Source organism: Achromobacter sp. GD03932 (assembly GCF_029839485.1).
GTDB classification, from domain to species: Bacteria; Pseudomonadota; Gammaproteobacteria; order Burkholderiales; family Burkholderiaceae_B; genus Achromobacter; species Achromobacter bronchisepticus_A.
The window spans coordinates 25,176-44,824 of sequence record NZ_JAOCAT010000046.1 but is presented as its reverse complement, the minus strand read 5'-3'; the positions used below and the strand labels follow the sequence as shown (position 1 = coordinate 44,824).

The 19,649-nt window shown below is 67.5% G+C and carries 17 protein-coding genes and 1 tRNA gene; 6 read left to right on the top strand and 12 right to left on the bottom strand.

All coding sequences use genetic code 11. The annotated features are described in order from the left end of the window. Positions 1–789, bottom strand: a 789-nt coding sequence (locus N5C88_RS29335) for a GAF domain-containing protein (protein ID WP_280016751.1), incomplete at its 3' end; no start/stop codon positions are given. Positions 790–1,096: 307 nt separating this feature from the next. Here N5C88_RS29335 and adh point away from each other — a divergent pair. Together adh and N5C88_RS29325 are read left to right on the top strand one after the other, a co-directional pair. Next, entirely contained in the window at positions 1,097–2,626 is a 1,530-nt protein-coding gene (adh, locus tag N5C88_RS29330; RefSeq protein ID WP_059377164.1) for an aldehyde dehydrogenase, read from the top strand. 57 nt (positions 2,627–2,683) lie between these two features. After that, positions 2,684–3,061 (top strand): DUF779 domain-containing protein, encoded by a 378-nt coding sequence (locus tag N5C88_RS29325; protein WP_054455269.1) that lies wholly within the window; start codon positions 2,684–2,686, stop codon positions 3,059–3,061. A gap of 28 nt (positions 3,062–3,089) precedes the next feature. Here N5C88_RS29325 and N5C88_RS29320 read toward each other — a convergent pair whose 3' ends face one another. Genes N5C88_RS29320 through N5C88_RS29310 form a run of 3 tightly spaced genes read right to left on the bottom strand, consistent with a single transcriptional unit; the run spans position 3,090 to position 4,185 of the window. Beyond that, positions 3,090–3,257 carry a hypothetical protein gene (locus tag N5C88_RS29320; protein WP_280016750.1) on the bottom strand — a complete coding sequence of 56 codons (168 nt, stop codon included), beginning with the start codon at positions 3,255–3,257 and terminating at the stop codon, positions 3,090–3,092. Between the two features lie 41 nt (positions 3,258–3,298). Next, entirely contained in the window at positions 3,299–3,952 is a 654-nt protein-coding gene (locus N5C88_RS29315; protein WP_118932348.1) for a 2-hydroxychromene-2-carboxylate isomerase, read from the bottom strand. Between the two features lie 23 nt (positions 3,953–3,975). After that, a complete protein-coding gene (locus N5C88_RS29310) occupies positions 3,976–4,185 on the bottom strand; it encodes a DUF2917 domain-containing protein (protein ID WP_118932355.1) in 210 nt (69 codons plus the stop codon). A 170-nt stretch (positions 4,186–4,355) separates the two neighbouring features. On the opposite strand from N5C88_RS29310, the gene N5C88_RS29305 reads away from it, so the two are divergent. Continuing rightward, positions 4,356–5,273: a LysR substrate-binding domain-containing protein gene (locus N5C88_RS29305; protein WP_118932347.1), complete on the top strand. Its 918-nt coding sequence runs from the start codon at positions 4,356–4,358 to the stop codon at positions 5,271–5,273. A gap of 95 nt (positions 5,274–5,368) precedes the next feature. Then, the gene (locus N5C88_RS29300; protein ID WP_280016749.1) at positions 5,369–7,435 is read left to right on the top strand and encodes an LTA synthase family protein; all 2,067 of its coding nucleotides are present in this window, start codon (positions 5,369–5,371) and stop codon (positions 7,433–7,435) included. Positions 7,436–7,457: 22 nt separating this feature from the next. On the opposite strand, the gene selD is transcribed toward N5C88_RS29300, so the two are convergent. Further along, positions 7,458–8,522 (bottom strand): selenide, water dikinase SelD, encoded by a 1,065-nt coding sequence (gene selD / locus N5C88_RS29295; RefSeq protein WP_280016747.1) that lies wholly within the window; start codon positions 8,520–8,522, stop codon positions 7,458–7,460. 139 nt (positions 8,523–8,661) lie between these two features. Between selD and N5C88_RS29290 the strand changes: the two genes are divergently transcribed. Next, a complete protein-coding gene (locus N5C88_RS29290; RefSeq protein ID WP_280016746.1) occupies positions 8,662–9,762 on the top strand; it encodes a transglutaminase-like domain-containing protein in 1,101 nt (366 codons plus the stop codon). Between the two features lie 31 nt (positions 9,763–9,793). Continuing rightward, positions 9,794–10,333 (top strand): TlpA disulfide reductase family protein, encoded by a 540-nt coding sequence (locus tag N5C88_RS29285; RefSeq protein ID WP_118932343.1) that lies wholly within the window; start codon positions 9,794–9,796, stop codon positions 10,331–10,333. Positions 10,334–10,349: 16 nt separating this feature from the next. Here the strand turns inward: N5C88_RS29285 and N5C88_RS29280 are convergent. The 7 genes from N5C88_RS29280 to fdnG all read right to left on the bottom strand — a co-directional run bounded on the left by N5C88_RS29280 (position 10,350) and on the right by fdnG (position 19,528). Then, positions 10,350–10,445: transfer RNA gene (locus N5C88_RS29280), tRNA-Sec, on the bottom strand. Between the two features lie 23 nt (positions 10,446–10,468). Then, a complete protein-coding gene (selB, locus tag N5C88_RS29275; protein WP_280016745.1) occupies positions 10,469–12,403 on the bottom strand; it encodes a selenocysteine-specific translation elongation factor in 1,935 nt (644 codons plus the stop codon). Further along, entirely contained in the window at positions 12,400–13,830 is a 1,431-nt protein-coding gene (gene selA, locus N5C88_RS29270; RefSeq protein WP_280016744.1) for an L-seryl-tRNA(Sec) selenium transferase, read from the bottom strand. The genes selB and selA overlap by 4 nt, the downstream gene beginning before the upstream one ends. Beyond that, the gene (fdhE, locus tag N5C88_RS29265) at positions 13,830–14,786 is read right to left on the bottom strand and encodes a formate dehydrogenase accessory protein FdhE (protein ID WP_059377143.1); all 957 of its coding nucleotides are present in this window, start codon (positions 14,784–14,786) and stop codon (positions 13,830–13,832) included. The genes selA and fdhE overlap by 1 nt, the downstream gene beginning before the upstream one ends. A gap of 138 nt (positions 14,787–14,924) precedes the next feature. After that, positions 14,925–15,557 (bottom strand): formate dehydrogenase subunit gamma, encoded by a 633-nt coding sequence (locus tag N5C88_RS29260; RefSeq protein WP_088143813.1) that lies wholly within the window; start codon positions 15,555–15,557, stop codon positions 14,925–14,927. Then, positions 15,550–16,449, bottom strand: coding sequence for a formate dehydrogenase subunit beta (gene fdxH, locus N5C88_RS29255; RefSeq protein ID WP_054455293.1), 900 nt, complete (start codon positions 16,447–16,449; stop codon positions 15,550–15,552). Before fdxH ends, N5C88_RS29260 begins: the two co-directional genes overlap by 8 nt. Positions 16,450–16,459: 10 nt before the next feature. Then, positions 16,460–19,528, bottom strand: a complete 3,069-nt coding sequence (gene fdnG, locus N5C88_RS29250; protein ID WP_280016743.1) for a formate dehydrogenase-N subunit alpha — start codon at positions 19,526–19,528, stop codon at positions 16,460–16,462. Positions 19,529–19,649: the final 121 nt, after the last annotated feature.

The window sequence follows — 19,649 nt, the reverse complement described above, 5'->3', positions numbered from 1 at the left end:
GCGGTACACGCCCAGTGCGGTGGGCGCCAGGCCCAGCGCCTGCAAGGCGCGGCGGTTGGCGCCGATCAGCAGGTCGCCCTGGAAGGCCAGCAGACCCTCGCCGGGCGCGCCCAGTCCGGCGTGGTCCACGTGCAGCCGCAGCACGGCGTGCTGCTCGTAGGCTTGTTCAAACAAACGGTGCTCGATCAGGTCCACGGCGGCGCGCACCAGTTCCAGCACATCGGGCCGCAGGTCGCGCGCCGGACTGGACAGGTCCAACACGCCCAGCGTGCGGCCCTCGCTGTCGGTAATGGGGACGGCGGCGCAGGTCAGGATGCGGTTGGGTTCGAAATAGTGTTCCGCGCCATGCACGGCGATGGGCCGGCCTTCCACCAGCGCGGTGCCGATGGCGTTGGTGCCTGCCGCCGCTTCGTCCCAGGGCGCGCCGGGCATCAGCGCCACGCGCGAGGCGCGCTGGGCGAAACCGGTGTCGCCGTCGGAGTCCAGCACCAGGCCTTGCGCGTCGGACAGGATCACCAGGCCGCCGCTGCCGCCGGCCTGGCGGCGCAGCAGGGATATGGCGGGTTCGGACAGCCGGCGCAGCGCCTCGTTGCGCTGCTGGGCCTCGCGCAGCTCGCCCTGGGTCATGAGCTCGGCGCGGCGCACGCCGCGCATGTCGAAGCCCAGGTCGGCGCAGCGACGCCACGACCGCAGGATGGGCTCGGCGACCATGCCGCCGGGCACCGCGCCTTGCTGGTTGAACAGCAGGCGCGCTTGCGTCAGCGCGTGCTGACGGGAATGAGTGGCCATGCATGTCTCCTGGGACAGGCGTTCTGCGACACCTGTTCCGCGACGATGTCGCAAAAAGCGACAGGGAGCGAGCCCTCACGCCGCGCCCGCTACGCGGACTGCCTGCCCCCTGGGGAGCTGACCCGCCCAGGGAAGGCCCGGCGGCGGGCCGGCCCTCTGGGGCATTGCTGCACGTCGCCCCATTTTGGAAACCTACTTTCGCATGCAAGCCGCGGGCTGTCCAGCGGGGAAGCACCGACTGGCACGCTCCTTGCTTGATAAAGGACAGGCAGCCGACTGCCGCACCCCCACAATACCGGAGACAAGCATGGACATCGCGACCCGCATCACCCCCGACTCCTACGGCACGCGCCTGGACCTGAAGACCCAGTACGACAATTTCATCGACGGCAAATGGCAGAAGCCCTCCGACGGCGAATACTTCGACAACGTCACGCCGGTCACGGGCCAGGTGCTGACGCGCAATGCCCGCTCCAAGGAGCGCGACATCGAGCTGGCGCTGGACGCCGCGCATCGCGCCGCGCCGAAATGGGGAGCGACCCCGGCCGCGCAGCGCGCCCGCATGCTGATGCAGATCGCCGACGTGATGGAGGCGAACCTGGAGCGCCTGGCCACGGCCGAAACCTGGGACAACGGCAAGCCCATCCGCGAAGCGCGCGCCGCCGACATCCCGCTGGCGATCGACCACTTCCGCTACTTCGCCTCTTGCATCCGCAGCCAGGAAGGCTCGCTGTCCGAGATCGACCACGACACCGTGGCCTATCACTTCAACGAACCGCTGGGCGTGGTGGGCCAGATCATTCCGTGGAACTTCCCCATCCTGATGGCCGCGTGGAAGCTGGCGCCGGCCCTGGCCGCAGGCAACTGCGTGGTGCTCAAGCCCGCCGAGCAGACGCCGCTGGGCATCCTGCTGCTGATGGAACTGATCGGCGACATCCTGCCCCCGGGCGTGGTGAACGTGGTCACGGGCTTCGGCCTGGAAGCGGGCAAGCCGCTGGCCTCGAACAAGCGCATCGCCAAGATCGCCTTCACCGGCGAGACCACCACCGGCCGCCTCATCATGCAGTACGCCTCGCAGAACATCATTCCGGTCACGCTGGAACTGGGCGGCAAATCGCCCAACATCTTCTTCGCCGATGTGGCCGCGCAGGACGATGACTTCCTCGACAAGGCGATCGAAGGCTTCGTCATGTTCGCGCTGAACCAGGGCGAGGTCTGCACCTGCCCCAGCCGCGCGCTGATCCAGGAATCCCTGTACGACAAGTTCATGGAACGCGCCCTGAAGCGCGTGGCCGAGATCAAGCAGGGCAATCCGCTGGACGCGGACACCATGCTGGGCGCGCAGGCATCCACCGAGCAGCTGGAGAAGATCCTGTCGTACCTGGACATCGGCAAGCAGGAAGGCGCCGACGTGCTGGCCGGCGGCTCGCGCGCGCAGATGCAGGGCGCGCTGGAAGGCGGCTATTACGTGCAGCCCACGGTGTTCAAGGGCCACAACAAGATGCGCGTGTTCCAGGAGGAAATCTTCGGGCCGGTGGTGGCCGTGACGACCTTCAAGGATGCCGACGACGCGCTGGCCCTGGCCAACGACACGCTCTACGGCCTGGGCGCGGGCGTGTGGTCGCGCGACGCCAACACCTGCTATCGCATGGGACGCGCCATCAAGGCGGGCCGCGTGTGGACCAACTGCTATCACGCCTATCCTGCGCATGCGGCGTTTGGCGGCTACAAGCAATCGGGCATCGGGCGCGAGAACCACAAGATGATGCTCAACCACTATCAGCAGACCAAGAACCTGCTGGTGAGCTACTCGCCGAAGAAGCTGGGTTTCTTCTGACTCGGTTGTGTGCCGGCGCCGGGCCGCGAGGCCCGGCACGCCTCAAAGGAGCCTGACATGGCAGAGCAAACGCCGCGCGTGGTCGCCACCGACGAGGCGCGCAGCCTGATCGAAACGCTGCGGGCCAAGCACGGCCCGCTGATGTTCCACCAGTCCGGCGGCTGCTGCGATGGCAGTTCGCCCATGTGCTATGCCCAGGGCGAATTCATGGTGGGCGGATCGGATGTGCTGCTGGGCGAACTGGAAGGCTGCCCGTTCTACATGGGCGAGGACCAGTTCGCGTACTGGGAGCACACCCAGCTCATCATCGACGCCGTGCCCGGCCGCGGCGGCGCGTTCTCGCTGGACAGCGCGGAAGGCAAGCGCTTCCTGCTGCGCTCGCGACTGTACTCGGACGAGGAGTGGGCGCGGGTGGCGCCTGTCAGCAAAGGCTGAGCCCCTAGCCGGCTGGTCGCGCGGGGTCCTAGCGGGCCCGCGGCCCGCCTTGCGGACTGCCCTTGTCCGGCGTGCCGGCATCGGCAGCCTGTTTCCACTGGAACGACACGCGCCGGATGCGCGCGGCGCGGAACTGCGTGAACGAACGGCCGCCCGGCATGGGCGCGCCGCGATAGGCACTGCTGGCGTTTTTCATTGCTGAAGTTGCGTTGACGAAAAAACTTGCTTGGGCAGCGCTCAAGTGCGCGCGGCCGATGTGCTCCAGGCGCTGGCGGGCGCCGCGCGGCGGGTCCATTCCAGCGCATCTTCGAGGCGGTCGTTGCCCCAGAACATCTCGCCGTCCACAAAGAATGTGGGCGCGCCGAACAGGCCCAGGTTGCGGGCACGGTCGACCTGGCGGCGCAGCGCCTCCTTGGCGGCTTCGGACTTGCCACGGGCGATCAAGGCGGCGGCGTCCAGCCCCAGGTCCGTCAGCAGCCCATGCACGACGTCCTCGGACTGGATGTCCAGGTCGTGCTGGAAATTGGCGCGGAACACGGCCACGCAGAAATCGCGGCCCCAGGGCTCGTCCTGCCCCAGCAGCGCGATGCGCGCGGGCAGCACGCTCATGCGCGGAAACAGGCGCGGACGGTTGTAGACCAGGCCGTACTTTTCAGCCAGGCGGGCAATGTCGCGCATCATGTAGGCGCCCTTGCCCGGAAACAGCCGGAACGGCGTGTCGTTCCAGCCCTGGGCCTGGAAGATCGGACCCAGCAGGAACGGCCGCAGATCCACCCGGACCCCGGCCTCTTGCGCCAGGGCGTCGACGCGTTCGATGGCCAGATAGCTGTACGGGCTGGCGAAATCGAACCACATCTCGATGCGGGGCGTATCGGGCAGGGGCGCGGTCATGACTGGAGCTCCGGGACAAGCTGCTACGAAATTAGCGCGACCTGCGCATCCGGCAGGCCGCTGAGAACGACATCGCGATCGCTGCCGACGGTGATGGAATCACCGGCTTGAAGCACGCTGTCATCGAAACGCTGATATTCGGACAGCCACAAGGTGCCGGCGTGACACACGATGCGGACGCCCGAGGCGCGCTTGAGCAGCATAGTCGAGCCGCCGGCCAGACGAAATGACATTCCCGCAGTGCAACATACCTGGATCATGGCGTACCCCTGGGCCGCGGCGGCGGCGATCGCGGCGGATGGCGGGGCTATGCGCCCTACACCCGTCGTCTGAGTCCTATTGAACGCCCTGGAGGTACTATTGCTCAAGCGACATTTCCGTCCGATACGCATGAGTTTTACGAATGCCATATCCGCTGGCCAAACTCCCGCCGCTTGATCTGGTCCGAGGCTTCGTGGCCGTGGGCCGCCGCATGAGCATCACCCTGGCCGCGCAGGATCTGCATGTGACCCAGTCGGCCGTGAGCCGCCAGATCCGGGCGCTGGAGGCCCACCTGGGCGTGCCCCTGCTGGTGCGCGGATTCCGCAGCGTGTCGTTCACCTCCGAGGGCGCACAGCTGTTCCGCATGGCCGACGTATGGCTGAGCCAGCTGGGCGACCTGACCGAGCAGCTGCGCGCCCCCGAGCGCCGCACGCCCGTTACCGTGACCACGACCATAGGGGTGGCCTCGCTGTGGCTGCTGCCGCGGCTGGGGGACTTCCAGGCGGCGCATCCGCACATCGACGTGCGCGTGGCGGCCGACAACCGGCTGATCGACATTGACCGCGAAAGCGTGGACATCGCCATCCGCTACAGCCTGCGCGACGGCGTGCCGGACAGCGCAACCTGGCTGTTCGGCGAGGCCGTGGTGCCGGTGGCCCACCCCTCGCTCAAGGCCCGCCTGCTGGATGCCGAGGAACTGCAACGCCACGTGCTGCTGGAATTCGACGACCCGACGCGTCCCTGGCTGCAATGGTCGGAATGGCTGAATGCGCGCGGCCTGGCCCGCGTGCCCACCCGGGGCATGCTGCGCTTCAACCAGTACGACCAGATCGTGCACGCGGCGCTGGCGGGCCACGGCATCGCGCTGGGCCGGCTGGCGCTGATTGCGCCGATGCTGGCGGACAAACGGCTGGAGGCCGTCGGCGGCCAGGCCGCCAGCGCCACCGAGCACGCCTACTGGCTGGTGCGCAATACGCGCCGCGCCACGCCGGACGCCGAGGTCGTCACACGCTGGCTGATCGAACAGGCCGAAGCCACCGCGCGCGACCTGACCGCGTAGGCGCGGCGCCGCGCTACAAAATTTATACAGATCTTCATAACTTGGGATGGTTGCTCCGGTAGATTGCGGCGCTGATCCGTAACCCTGCTCCCAAGATGTTGATTAGGCATTTCCGTCCGGCGCTCGGGTGGCAAGACTGGTTCGTCAATTTTCAGCGATCCTTCCTGGTCCTGCTGGCCCCTTGGCTGATCAGCGTCCTGGCGCAAAGCGCCGGACGCGGCTACCTGCTGCTGCGCTATGCCGCGCCGGGCACTTATGACGCGCTGCCGCAGGACGTGCGGCGCAGCCTGGCGACAGGGCTGCTGTTCGACATCAAGGTCGCCAGCATCGCCTGTTCGGCGCTGCTGCTGCTGTCCATGGCGGCGGCAGCCAGACCCGGGCTGCAACGGTGTTGGCAGCGTCATCTGCCGGGACTGGGCGCAGCCATGGCGACGCTGTTCGCGGCCACCACGATCATCAGCGTCTTCTACTTCGCCACATTTTCCCGTTCCATCGACATCTTCGTGTTCGGGCTGGTGGACGACGACACCCAGGCCATCCTGATGACCCTGTGGCATGGCTACCCGTTGGCGCAGGCAGGCCTGCTGCTGGCGGCGGTGCTGGCGGGGACCTGGTGGCTCGGCCGCCGTTGGCGCGGCTGGGTGCAAGGCAGGCGGTTCAAGCGCCGCGCGTTCATTCCCAGCCTGTTGCGGTTTGCGCTGATCATAGGCATCACCGTGCTGGCCTGCAGAGGATCGCTGGGCAAGTTTCCGCTCAACAAGGACGACACCAGCATCTCGTCGCTGCGCCTGCTCAATGACATCGCGCCCAATGGCGTCTCGGCCTTTTCGTGGGCCCTGTCCGACCGCGGCAACGACAAGCGCTTCGAACCCGTCACCTTGCGCGAGGGGCGCTTGCTCTACGAGCGTTTTCTGGGCTGGCCGGACAACGGCCTGCGGCCATTCATGGCCACAACCGCACCCAACTCCGCGGCAGCCGCAAGACCGCCCCACGTGGTGCTGCAGGTCATGGAGAGCATGGGCGCGCATCTGAACGCTTATGACAATCCCGACCGCGACCTGCTCGGCGCACTGCGTCCGCACTGGCGCGAGGACTGGGTATTCGAGCGCTTCGTGGCCGAAGGCAACGGCACCATAGAATCCTTGAGCCTGCTGCTGGTGCGCAGCCCCATTGCCGCCGTCGGCCAATCGTCGGCGGTGGACACGCCATTCGCCAGCAACGCCTTCACGCCCTTTCTGCAACGCGGCTACCGGGTCGTCTTCGTCACCTCCGGCGCCGCCACCTGGCGCAACCTCGGCGTCTTCGCCACCAAGCTGGGCGCGCATGAATTCGTGGATCAGCAGACCCTCAGGATGCGTTATCCCCAAGCACGGACGGGAACCTGGGGCGTGCCCGACGAGTACATGTTCCGCTACATCGAAGAGCGGCTGGCGCAAGGCACCCAGGACGGCCAGCCGCTATTCATCGTGGCCTTGTCCACCACCCATCATCCTCCGTTCATCGTGCCCGACGGCGGCCAGCGCGGCGGCCTGCCCCTGGACGATGTGGCCAGCCTGCCCTACTTCAAGACCTGGGACACGCTGGCGGCCGCATTCGACACACTGCGCTACGCCAACGATCAGTTGGGGGGCTTCCTGACGCGCCTGAAGGCATCGGACTACGCGTCGCGGACCATCGTCGCCGTGACCGGCGACCACAACATCCTGGGCATCGACTATCAGGATCCGAAGGACGCTGCGCTGGCGCGCGCCGTGCCGTTCTACCTGTATGTGCCGCCGGCCTACCGGACACAGGCGCGTTACGACCCGGCGCGCGTAGGCAGCCACAAGGACATCCTGCCCACGCTGTATCACCTGAGCCTCCCGGAGACTCCCTACTTCCGCAGCGGCTGCGACCTGCTGGCCGCCCAGCCCGATCCGGCCTGGTGTTTCGGCTTCAACAGCAAGCACGTGCTGCTGACCGATGAAGGGGTGTTCCGGCAGGGCAAACCCGGCCGCATCCTGCCCTGGGCAGGTCCATCGGGACTGGCGCTGGAGGCGGAGCAGGACGCGACGGCGGAACAATGGGCGGAGCAGGTCCGCCTGAACGCCTACACCGAGCTGCTGCACTGGCAGATCAACTACCAGGTGCAGGAATTCGGCCGCGCCGGCCAGGCGCGCTAGCGCCCAGGCCTGCCAGGGGGTTTCAGTCGACGCGCACTTCGGGTTCGCCCGCCCGCATGTCGCCGATGATGGCCGCTTGCTCGAAGCCGTGCTGGCGGAACAGGTCCAGCACCGCCTGCGCGGCGTCCGGCGAGCAGGCCACCAGCAGTCCGCCCGCGGTCTGCGGATCGGTCAACAAGGCGCGCTCCGTGTCGCTCACGCCCTCGCCCAGGCGCACGGACGCGCCATAGGAGGCCCAGTTGCGGCCGGACGCGCCGGTGATGACGCCGTCCGCGGCAAAGGCCTGCACGCCGGGCAGCCAGGGCAGCGCATCGCGCCGCACATGCGCCGTCAGTTGCGCGCCGCGCGCCATTTCCAGCGTATGCCCCAACAGGCCGAAGCCGGTCACGTCGGTGATGGCGTGCACGCCTTCCATGGCGGCCAGCGCCGGGCCGGGCCGGTTCAAGCGGGTGGTCTCGGTGATCATGGCGCGGTAGCCGGCGTCGTCCAGCCGGTTCTTCTTCAGCGCGGCCGACAGAATGCCCACGCCCAATGCCTTGCCCAGGATCAGCACATCGCCGGCGCGCGCGTCGGCGTTGCGCTTGATGCGGGCGGGATGCACCAGGCCCATCGCCGCCAGGCCATAGATGGGTTCAACGGAGTCGATGCTGTGGCCGCCGGCCACCGGAATGCCGGCGTCCTTGCAGACGGCTTCGCCGCCGCGCAGGATGTCGGCGATGACGCTGTGCGGCAGCACGTTGATCGGCATGCCCACGATGGCCAGCGCCATGATGGGCGTGCCGCCCATCGCGTACACGTCCGACAGCGCGTTGGTCGCAGCGATGCGGCCGAAGTCGTAGGGGTCGTCGACGATGGGCATGAAGAAATCGGTGGTGGCGATGAGCGCCTGTTCGTCGTTCAGACGGTAGACCGCCGCGTCGTCGGCCGTCTCGGTCCCCACCAGCAGATCGGGGTAGCTGACCGCCGGGCCGAAGCGCTTGAGCAGCTCGGACAGCACGCCGGGCGCGATCTTGCAGCCGCAGCCGCCGCCGTGCGAAAGCGAAGTCAATCGCGGCACCGCCGCGCTGGCAACATCCTGGGTGGTCATCTCAATCTCCATAGGTCAGTGGAAAAGGATAGCACCGCCCCCGAGATTGGCCCTATGATGATCCAGCAGCACGCAGCAACGGACGGCCGCCCGGCCCCGGGCGCACCGACAGCCAATCTTCACCGTGAGTGAGGGCTACATGGATCGCCGACATTTCCTCCGTTTCTCGGGCGCCCTGTGCGCCGCCAGCGCGACCCTGCCCAGGGCGGCGCGCGCGGGACTCGCCCCCGTCAGCACCGGATGGCGCGCCTTCGAACTGACCACCGACATCACCGTGCAGGATCCGGGCGCGCACGCGCGCCTCTGGATTCCGGTTCCCTACGCCACGGACACCCCTTACCAGCGCGGCGCACAGAGCGCCTGGCAGGTCAGCGGCGGCGGCGTCGCCCAACTGACCCAGGCGCCCGGCTACGGCGTGCAGATGCTGGCCGTGCAATGGCCTGACGCGCAGGCGCCGCGCCAGGTCACGGTCACCAGCCGCTTCCAGACCCGCAACCGGCGCGTGGACTTGAGCCAGCCGCCCTCGACCGACGCCCCCCGCGAAAGCGCCGCCGCGCTGCGCGAGTTCCTCCAGCCCACCGCGCTGCTACCCACCGACGGCATCGTCAAGAGCACCGCCGACCGCATCACCCGCGGCCACCGCGGCGATCTGGCGCAGGCCCGCGCCATCTACGAATGGGTGGTGGAGAACACCTGTAGGACCGCGTCCACCCGCGGCTGCGGCGTGGGCGACGTGCGCTACATGCTCACGGCCAACGATCTGAACGGCAAGTGCGCCGACATCAACTCCCTGTTTGTCGCGCTGGCCCGCGCCGCCGGCATACCCGCCCGCGACGCCTACGGCCTGCGCGTGGCGGACTCCGAGTTCGGCTACAAAAGCCTGGGCAAGGCTGGCGACGTCACCAAGGCGCAGCACTGCCGCGCCGAGTTCTATGCCGCGGGCTACGGCTGGGTGCCGGTGGACCCCGCCGACGTGCGCAAGGTCATGCTGGAGGAGCCGCCCGGCGAACTGCCGCTGACCGACCCCAAGGTGCGCGCCGCGCGCGTCATGCTGTTCGGCGCCTGGGAAATGAACTGGGTGGCGTACAACCACGGCCACGACGTGGTCCTGCCGGGCGCTACCCACGGCCCCGTGCCGTTCCTGATGTACCCCAACGGCGAAACCTCGGACGGGCGGCTGGACAGCCTGGATCCCGCCAGCTTCAGCTACAAGCTCAGCGCCAAGCCGCTTTCCATCTGAGCCCACCTACTGTCCACCCACGGGGACCGCCATGATCAGCCGCCGCCTACTCCTGCAGTCCGGCCTGTCGCTGGCGGCCCTGCCCTGGTATGCCCGGGCCGCCAGCGACGATGCGCTCAAGAAGGCCACCGGCCCGGACTGGGCGCCCTGGACCGCGTCCACGCCGCCGCTGGCCTTGCCCGACCTGGCCGGCCGCGAGAAGAAACTCGCCTCCTGGCGCGGCAACGTGATCATCGTCAGCTTCTGGGCCACCTCATGCGACCCTTGCCGCGATGAAATCCCCATCATGTCCGCCATGGCCAAACGCCATCGCGAGGAAGGCCTGCGCCTGGTGGCCGTGAACGTCGGCGATTCGGCGGCCAGGATCAACACCTTTCTGGCGAAATGGCCGGTCGCGGGCACCGTGCTGCACGACAGGAACAGCACGGCGTCAAAGCAATGGGACGCGGTCGGCCTGCCCGCCAACTATCTGGTGGACCGCGGCGGATCCGTCCGATATTGGCATCTGGGACAGCTGGACTGGAACTCGGACCGGGTAGGCGGCGTAGTGACGGGGATGCTGCGGGCTTAGTGCGCCGCGCAAGAGATGGCGGAAGGCAGCAGGAGTCGAACCTACCTGGGAACGTCTGACGCCCCCAACTGGGTTTGAAGCCCAGCCGTGCCACCGGGCACGAATGCCTTCCACGGTGGCCGCCCATGATACCGGTTACTGCGCCTGCCGCGGGCTTCCGTAGGCGCTTTCCTGGCGCAACACGTGCGCATCGCGCAAGCGCCGGGTATATCCCACGCGGTCGAAGAACTCCAGGATCTGGATCGCGCGCTTCCTGCCCAGACCCGTGGCGTCGCGGAACGAGGCGGCGTTCAAGCCCTCGGGCTGCGCCGCCAGGCCTTGCGCCAGCGCCGCCAGCGCCGCCACCTGGTCGCGATGATAGAACAGGTCCTTCACCACCTGGGCCACTTCGCCGCGCCGCAACAGCTTGCGCAGCAGTTGCCGCATGCGGTCTTCGGGCTCACCCAGCGTGCGGGCGAGATCGCGCACCCAGGGCGGATCGAAGGCGCCGGCCGCCAGCAGCAGCAGCACGCGCGCGGCCAGCGCCGATTCCTCGGGCGCCAAGGTCGCGCTATGGCCCGGCAGGTGCAGCCAGGGGCCATTGCGCACGATGCGGCCATCGCGCTGCAGATCGTCCAGCGCCGCCTGCCATAACGCATCCGGGCCGGCGGGCATGGCCATGCGGCGCAAACGCGGACCGTCGGGGCCTGGTTCGTCGGGCGCGCCTTGATGGAAAGCAGCCAGCGCCTGCTCCACGCGGGCGCGCAGCGCATCCCAATGCGCCGCCAGGATCAGGGTGCGCGGCGCCTGCGGCGTACGCGCCTCCAGCCACACCGCTGCGGGCGGCGCAGGGATCTCGCTCACGGGCTTGCCCGTCAGGCGCTGCAAGGCGTCTTCGTCCAGCCCCAGCGCGGCATGCTCCACCACGGGATGCAGGCCGGCGCCGTCCAGCATGGCCGCCAGCGCCTGCAGCCACTGCATGCGCGCGGCGGACCGGCGCTTGCGGTCCGGGGCGTTCGGATCCAGCACCCGGCCGCCGCCGACCGTGCGCGTGGCCTGCGCGTTGCGCACAATGTAGCGGTCGCCCGGCATGACACAAACAGGATCGTCGAACACCAGCTGCACCCAGCCGGACTGTCCGGGCGCCAGCGATTCCGCGCTCAGCGGCACCACGTGCGCCACGTGGCGCGCGGCGCCGATGTGCACATGCAGCGGCGCCCAGGCGCGCACCGGCGCGTCGGCGGATGCCAGCAGCGTCAGCGCCACGTCGACATGGCGCGACGGCAGGAAGCAGCGCGCATCCGCGATCCAGTCGCCGCGCGCGATGGCGTTCTTGTCCATGCCTGCGAGATTCAAGGCGCAGCGCTGGCCCGCCGCGCCGGTTTCGCTGGCCTGGTTCTGGGCATGGATGCTGCGCACGCGCACGCGCGTGCCGGCAGGCATCAGCCGCAAGTCGGCAGCGTCGTCGTCCGCGCGCGCCAGCCCGGCATGGGCCGTGCCTGTCACCACCGTGCCATGGCCGGCCAGGGTGAACACGCGATCGACCGCCAGCCGGAACAGGCCCGCGCTGTCGCGCTGGCGCAGGGCTTGCGCCTCGGCGTGCAGATAGGCCTTCAGTTGCGCCACGCCCGGGTCGTCGGCCTGCGCCGCGCATACGGCGTACAGCGGGGCGTTCTGCAAGAAGGTGCCCGCGGACAGTTCGGCGATTTCCGTGCGCACTGCCAGCAATCTCGCGGCATCGGCGCGGTCGGTCTTGGTCAACGCCACCGCGCCGCGTTCCACGCCCAGCAAAGCCAGGATCGCCAGGTGTTCGCGCGTCTGCGGCATGACGCCGTCGTCCGCCGCCACCACCAGCAGGCCGAAATCGATGCCGCTGGCGCCGGCCGCCATGGTGTGCACAAGCTTCTCGTGCCCCGGCACGTCGATGAAGCCCAGCACGTCGCCGTTGGGCAGCGGGGTGTAGGCGTAGCCCAGCTCGATGGAAATCCCGCGCGCCTTTTCTTCCTTGAGCCTGTCGGTATCGACGCCGGTCAGCGCCCGCACCAGCGTGGTCTTGCCGTGGTCGATATGGCCTGCGGTGCCGATGATCACGCCAGGCGCTCCGCGAGTTGCGCGGCGAAGGCCGCTTCGTCGCGCGCTTCCAGGCAACGCAGGTCCAGCCAGAGGGCGTCGTCGGCAATGCGGCCGATCACGGGCACGGGCAGGCGGCGCAATTGCGTCTCCAGCTTGTCCAGGTGCCGTCCGGCGCGGCCGCTGCCGGTGTAGCGCACGGCCAGGCCGTAGCTGGGCAGCTGGTCCACGGGCAAGGCGCCGCTGCCGATCTGGCTGAACATGGGCACGGCCTCGACCGCGTAGTGTTCGCCCGCCGCCTGCGCCAGGACGCCGCGCAGGCGTTCGGCCTGCGGCTGGATGTCGCGCTGCGGGCGGGTCAACAAGCGCAAGGTGGTCAAGCGCTGGGCCAGGAACTCGGGCGCACGGTACAGACCCAACACCGGCTCCAAGGCCGCCAGCGTCAGCTTGCTGACGCGCAGGGCGCGCTTGAGCGGGTTCTTCTTGATCTTGCGGATCAGGTCCTTGCGGCCCACCAGCAGGCCGGCCTGCGGCCCGCCCAGCAGTTTGTCGCCGCTGAAAGTGACCAGGTCCGCGCCGGCCGCGATGGTTTCGCGCACGGTGTCTTCCTTGGGCAGGCCGAACTGGGTCAGATCGACCAGCGTGCCGCTGCCCAGGTCCACGGTAGCGGGCAGGCCGCGCGCGTGCGCCAGCGCCGCCACCTCGGCCACGCTCACGCTCTTGGTGAAACCGGTGACCGCGTAGTTGCTGCAATGCACCTTCATCAGCATGGCGGTGCGCGGGCCGATGGCGTTTTCGTAGTCGGCGGCATGGGTGCGGTTGGTGGTGCCGACTTCGACCAGCTTGGCCCCGGCGCGCTTCATGATGTCCGGAATGCGGAACGCGCCGCCGATTTCGACCAGTTCGCCGCGGGACACCACGACTTCGCGCCGGTCCGCCAGCGCGTTCAGCATCAGCAGCACGGCGGCCGCATTGTTATTGACGACGGTAGCGGCCTCGGCCCCCGTCAGTTCGCACAACAATTCGTCGATCAGGTCGTCGCGGTCGCCGCGCCCGCCGGTGGCCAGGTCGAACTCCAGGTTGGCGGGGGTGGTGAGCGCGCGCAGCACCGAGGCCACCGCCTCATCGGGCAGCAGCGCCCGGCCCAGGTTGGTGTGCAGCACCGTGCCGGTCAGGTTGTACACGGCCCGCAGCTTCGGCTCGGCCGTCCGGGCCAATGCCGCGGCCACGCGCGCGGCCACGGCGTCGGCGTCGAGCTCCTGGCGCGGCAGCCCGCCGGCCAGCGCACGTTCGCGCATCGCGTCCAAATCCCGGCGCAGCGCCGCCACCACCTGGGTGCGGCCGTGCTCGTCCAGCGCGGCGCGCATGGCCGGCGCATTCAGCAACCGGTCCAACGAAGGGATCTCCGATACCGCGGCCACGCCGCCTTCGGGCGCTTGTGCGGCCATTACTGCTCTGCTCCCTGATCCGACGCCGGCTCCGATCCGTGCCACAGCAACGGATTGCCGCTGGCCCGCGAATAGCCCGCCTCGCCGACCAGCACGTCCAGCATCAGGCTGGCCAGGTCGTCGGCCACGGGCTCCACCTGCAGGTCCTTGTCCTGGTAGAAGATCTTGCGATAGGTATGGCAGTGGTCGCAGGTTTCCGCCTTGATGGCGGGCGTACGGCCCTCGATGGCCTGATACGCCACCGATTCCACGTCTTCGCAATGCGAGCATTTCACCCGCACCATGTGCCACTGGGTCGCGCACAGGCTGCAGCACAGGTAGCGGTAGCCTTCGAACTGCCCGCCCACACGCACCACGCTGGCCACCGGCAGGCTGGCGCACACCGGACAGACGCCAAAGGGGCTGGCCACGGGCAACTGCTTTTCGTCGAAACGGCTGGCCAGATCGGTCCAATAGACTTGCAGGGCCGCCATCACGAAGGGCGCCGCGGCGCCGTCCACGCCCTGGTCCTGCTCTGACAGCACCGCCTCGGCCAGATCCTCCAGCGACTCCGGATCCTCGGCCAGCGCACGGCGCAGGCCGGCGCAGACTTCGATGGCCTCGGCCGGCACGTCCTTGGCGCCGGCGACATGGTCCAGCAGCTGGCCCAGGATGTTGCGCCACAAGGGGTCGCGCGGCCAGCCCACGGCCTGCAGGGGCGGCATGCCATGCGCCTGCGCCAGCGAAATGCGCTCCTCGGAAGCCTCGGGCGCGGCGCAGTCCTGCAGGGCGCGATGCTGGGCGTCGACCAGATGCGCCATCAGCAGCAGGTAGTCGGCCACCGGGCTATCCGCCGCCAGTTGCCGCAAGCGGGCTGCGCGCGTGGCGAAAACCGACGCGCGGTCCGGCAGGCTGACTTGGGGAATGCGGTTGTGATCTAGCGCTTCGATCTCGCCGCGCGGAAGAATTCGCTGCACTTGCGTCTCCAGTAAAAAAACACGGCTGCCAGCCTTCAAGGAGAAGGATAGCAGCCGTTGGGCGGGTGCGTGGGGGCCAAGAAAGCCCCATTTGCCGCAGCGCAGAGGGAACGCGCAAACTGCGCGTTCCGTTTTGCACTATTTTCTGATTTGCTCGCGGAACCAGGCGCGATGATGCTTCCACGCCCAACCCGCCGTGACATACCCCCGCAGCATCGCGGTCAGGGAACCCTTGACCCAAATGGCAGCGTAGATGTGCACGATGATGGCGCAGATCAGCACCAGCGCGCTGACGGCATGCAGCACCGAGGCGGCGCGGATGACCCAGATCGGGAAGTAGAACGCGAAGTACTCGCGCCAGATCACGATGCCGCTGACGAACAGGCCCAGCATGCAGAGGATCAGCACGTAGAACAGCAGCTTCTGGCCGGCGTTGTACTTGCCGACTTCGGGCAGCTTTTCCTCGCGGTTCTCGACCACATCGTTCAGTTGCCGCATCCACTGGCGGTCGGCCTTCGTCATGAGGTTGTGCCGCCACATGTGGCCGGCGAACACGACGAAGCAGGCGAACATCACCACCCCGATGAAGGGATGCAGGATGCGCGTCCAGGGTCCGCCCCCGAACAGGTTGCTCAGCCAGTACATGGACGGGTGGAACAGCGCCAGCCCGGACAGCGCCAACAGGATGAACGTGAAGGCGATGATCCAGTGGTTGGTGCGCTCGCCCGGCGTGTAGCGCTTGATCCGGCGGTAATGGCGGTCTTCACTCATGGCGCACCTCCTCTTCGGCACGGCGTTCGTCTTCCTCGGACACCTCGTTGCGGCCAACGCGGGCGTAGTGGAAGAAGCCCGCCAGCGCGGTCAGGGCCATGGCGGCCACGCCCAGAGGTTTGGCCAGGCCCTTCCACAGCGAGACCATGGGGCTGATCTGCGGGTCCTTGGGCAGCCCGTGGTACAGCCCGGGCTGGTCGGCGTGATGCAGCACGTACATGACGTGAGTGCCGCCCACGCCCTGCGGGTCATACAGGCCAGCCTTGTCGAAGCCGCGCGACTTGAGGTCGACGATCCGCTCCTCGGCGTGCTGCGTCATGTCTTCCTTGGTGCCGAAGACGATGGCGCCGGTAGGACACGCCTTGACGCAGGCCGGCTCCTGGCCGACGGCCACGCGGTCGGAACACAAGGTGCACTTGTACGCCTTGTGGTCCTTCTTGGAGATGCGCGGCACGTTGAACGGGCAGCCGGTGATGCAGTAGCCGCAACCGATGCAGTTCTCTTCGTGGAAATCCACGATGCCGTTGTTGTACTGGATGATGGCGCCCGGCGACGGACAGGCCTTCAGGCAGCCCGGATCCTCGCAGTGCATGCAGCCGTCCTTGCGGATCAGCCATTCCAGATCGCCTTGCGGATTCTCGTATTCGGAGAAGCGCATGACGGTCCAGGAATGCTCGGTCAGGTCGGCCGGGTTGTCGTAGACGCCCACGTTGGTGCCGATCTCGTCGCGCAGATCGTTCCATTCCATACAGGCGCTTTGGCAAGCCTTGCAGCCGATGCACTTGGAGACGTCGATCAGCTTGGCCACCGAGCCCGTGACGGGCTCGCGGATGCCCGGCGGCGGCGTGGTGGTGGCGGAGCGCCGCTTGATGTCTAGGGATTGCATGGACATGTCGGTCTCCTTAGGCCTTCTCGACCTGCACCAGGAACGACTTGAATTCCGGCGTCTGGGAATTCCCGTCGCCCACGAACGGCGTCAGGGTGTTGGTGAGGAAGCCGGGCTTGGCCAGGCCCACGAAGCCCCAATGGATGGGGATGCCCACGTGGTGCACCGTCTTGCCCTCGATGGTCAGCGCGCGCAGGCGCTTGGTGACCAGCGCCACCGCCTTGATGTAGCCGCGGTTGGACGACACCTTCACGCGCGAACCGTTGGCGATGCCCAATTCCTTGGCCAGCGCCTCGCCGATTTCCACGAACTGCTCCGGCTGGAGGATCGCGTTGATGCGGACGTGCTTGGTCCAGTAGTGGAAGTGCTCCGTCAGGCGGTAGGTCGTGGCCACGTAGGGGAACTTGTCCACCGTGCCCATCGCGGCCAGGTCGTCCTTGAAGACCCGCGCGGCGGGGTTGCTGGTGACGCCCTTGGCCTTCGGATACAGCGGGTTGTAGCCCAGCGGCGTCTCGAAGGGTTCGTAGTGCTCGGGGAACGGCCCTTCGGCCATGCCCGCCCGCGCGAAGAAGCGCGCCACGCCCTCGGGGTTCATGATGAACGGTCCCATGCCGCCGTCCGGATTTTCGTCGCCCTTGAAGTCGGGGATGTCGGCGCCGGTCCAGAACTTGCCGTTCCAGGAGATCAGGCTGCGGCGCGGATCGAACGGCTTGCCCGCCACGTCACAGGAAGCGCGGTTGTACAGGATGCGGCGGTTGGCCGGCCACGCCCAGGCCCAGTTCAGGGTCTGGCCGATACCGGTCGGGTCGCTGTTGTCGCGCCGCGCCATCAGGTTGCCGGTAGGCCCCCAGGCGCCCGCGAAGATCCAGCAGCCGCTGATGGTGGAGCCATCGTCGCGCAGTTCCGCGAAGCCGGCCAGTTGCTCGCCGGCCTTGCGGGTGACCTTGGAAGGATCCTTGGGATCGGTCAGCTCCACCAGCGCCTTACCCGTGTATTCCTTGGCCAGTTCTTCCGCGGTGGGATTCTGCGGATTGGAGTACGGCCAGGACAGGTTGACGATGGGATCGGGATACTTGCCGCCCTCGTCCTGGTACATCTTGCGCAGGCGCGTGAACAGCAGCGCCATGATCTCGATGTCGCTCTTGGCCTCGCCCGGAGGCTCGGCGCCCTTCCAGTGCCATTGCAGCCAGCGGCCCGAGTTGACGAGCGTGCCGTCTTCCTCGGCGAAGCAGGTGGTGGGCAGGCGGAAGACCTCGGTCTGGATCTTGGAGGAATCCACATCGTTGGCCTCGCCCGCGTTGCGCCAGAACTCGGAGGTCTCGGTGACCAGCGGGTCCATGATGACCAGGAACTTCAGCTTGGCGAACCCGGCGTTCAGCTTGGCCTTGTTGGGCGCGGCCGCCAGGGGGTTGAAGCCCTGGGCGAGGTAGCCGTTCATCTTGCCCTGGTTCATGAGCTCGTAGACTTGCAGCATGTCGTAGAGCTTGTCCAGCTTGGGCAGGTAGTCGAACGCCCAGTTGTTTTCGGCCGTGGCGGACTTGCCCCACCAGGCCTTCATCAGGCTCACGTGGAACTTGCTGTAGTTCTGCCAGTAGCTCAGCTGGTTGGGCCGCAGAGGCTTCTGCGTGCGCGACTCGATGTACTTGCCGTAGTCCTGCTCGGGCTCGTTGGGCAGGGTCATGTAGCCGGGCAGCAGGTTCGACATCAGGCCCAGGTCGGTCAGGCCCTGGATGTTCGAATGCCCGCGCAGCGCGTTCATGCCGCCGCCGGCGATACCGATGTTGCCCAGCAGCAGTTGCACCATCGCGCCCGTGCGGATGATCTGCGAACCGATGGAGTGCTGCGTCCAGCCCAGCGCGTAGAGGATGGTCGCGGCGCGGTTGGTGGTGGCGGTGGACGCCAGCATCTCGCACACCTTCAGGAACTTGTCCTTGGGCGTGCCGCAGACGCGCTCGACCATGTCCTCGGTGTAGCGCGAGTAGTGCTTCTTCAGCAGCTGGTAGACGGTGCGCGGATGCGCCAGCGTCGGGTCCGTCTTGACGTAGCCGTCGTCGCCGCGCTCGTAGTCCCAGCTGGCCTTGTTGTAGGTGCGCTTCTCGGCGTCGTAGCCGGAATACAGGCCCGCGTCGAACGCGAAGTCCTCGCGCACGATGAAGGAAAAGTCCGTGTAGTTGCGCACGTACTCGTGCTGGATCTTGTCATTGTCCAGCAGATACTTGATGACGCCGCCCAGGAAAATGATGTCGGTGCCGGTGCGTATGGGCGCGTAGAAGTCCGCCACGGATGCCGAGCGCGTAAAGCGCGGATCCACGACGATCAGCTTTGCCTTGTTGTGGGCTTTTGCTTCCGTGACCCATTTGAACCCGCAAGGGTGGGCCTCGGCGGCATTGCCGCCCATGATCAGTACTACGTCCGCGTTCTTGATGTCGACCCAATGGTTCGTCATCGCTCCACGGCCAAACGTCGGGGCAAGACCTGCCACCGTCGGGCCATGTCAGACACGGGCTTGGTTATCGAATGCCAGTATCCCCATGCTGCGCACAGTCTTGTGCGTGATGTAGCCGACCTCGTTGCTGCTTGCGGAGGCCGCCAGCATGCCGGTGGTCAGCCACCGGTTGACGGTCTTGCCGTCCGCGGTCTTCTCGACGAAGTTCGCGTCGCGGTCCGCCTTCATGAGCTTGGTGATGCGGGTCAGGGCATCGTCCCACGACATCCGCACCCACTTGTCCGAACCCGGCGCCCGGTATTCCGGGTACTTCAGGCGGTTGGGGCTATGGATGAAGTCGATCAGGGCAGCGCCCTTCGGACAGAGCGTGCCGCGGTTGACGGGGTGGTCCGGGTCGCCTTCGATGTGCATGATGCTGGCGCGGGCGTTCTTGGAGCCGTCGCCCAAGCCGTACATCAGCAGTCCACAGGCGACCGAACAGTAGGGACAGGTGTTGCGCGTTTCAGTCATGCGCGCAAGCTTGTACTGGCGGACTTCGGCCATGGCCGTGCCGGGGGCTGCCCCCAGCAAAGCCAGGCTGGAGCCTGCCAGCGTCGCACCGGTCACCTTGAAGAACTGGCGGCGATTCATGTTGACCATGAAACACTCCTCTCCGGGTGAAATGAAGGAAGCCGTTGGCTGGCCGAAGCAAAAGCCCTACGAATTCCAAGGATATTTTTCCAAGTATAGGCTTTGCGGGACGGGTACGCCATGGGACCCG

Bases quoted from the DNA above. Each gene is read 5' to 3' on its own strand.
- adh (WP_059377164.1), top strand. From the start codon at position 1,097: ATGGACATCGCGACCCGCATCACCCCCGACTCCTACGGCACGCGCCTG.
- N5C88_RS29325 (WP_054455269.1), top strand. From the start codon at position 2,684: ATGGCAGAGCAAACGCCGCGCGTGGTCGCCACCGACGAGGCGCGCAGC.
- N5C88_RS29320 (WP_280016750.1), bottom strand. From the start codon at position 3,257: ATGAAAAACGCCAGCAGTGCCTATCGCGGCGCGCCCATGCCGGGCGGC.
- N5C88_RS29315 (WP_118932348.1), bottom strand. From the start codon at position 3,952: ATGACCGCGCCCCTGCCCGATACGCCCCGCATCGAGATGTGGTTCGAT.
- N5C88_RS29310 (WP_118932355.1), bottom strand. From the start codon at position 4,185: ATGTCATTTCGTCTGGCCGGCGGCTCGACTATGCTGCTCAAGCGCGCC.
- N5C88_RS29305 (WP_118932347.1), top strand. From the start codon at position 4,356: ATGCCATATCCGCTGGCCAAACTCCCGCCGCTTGATCTGGTCCGAGGC.
- N5C88_RS29300 (WP_280016749.1), top strand. From the start codon at position 5,369: ATGTTGATTAGGCATTTCCGTCCGGCGCTCGGGTGGCAAGACTGGTTC.
- selD (WP_280016747.1), bottom strand. From the start codon at position 8,522: ATGACCACCCAGGATGTTGCCAGCGCGGCGGTGCCGCGATTGACTTCG.
- N5C88_RS29290 (WP_280016746.1), top strand. From the start codon at position 8,662: ATGGATCGCCGACATTTCCTCCGTTTCTCGGGCGCCCTGTGCGCCGCC.
- N5C88_RS29285 (WP_118932343.1), top strand. From the start codon at position 9,794: ATGATCAGCCGCCGCCTACTCCTGCAGTCCGGCCTGTCGCTGGCGGCC.
- selA (WP_280016744.1), bottom strand. From the start codon at position 13,830: ATGGCCGCACAAGCGCCCGAAGGCGGCGTGGCCGCGGTATCGGAGATC.
- N5C88_RS29260 (WP_088143813.1), bottom strand. From the start codon at position 15,557: ATGAGTGAAGACCGCCATTACCGCCGGATCAAGCGCTACACGCCGGGC.
- fdxH (WP_054455293.1), bottom strand. From the start codon at position 16,449: ATGTCCATGCAATCCCTAGACATCAAGCGGCGCTCCGCCACCACCACG.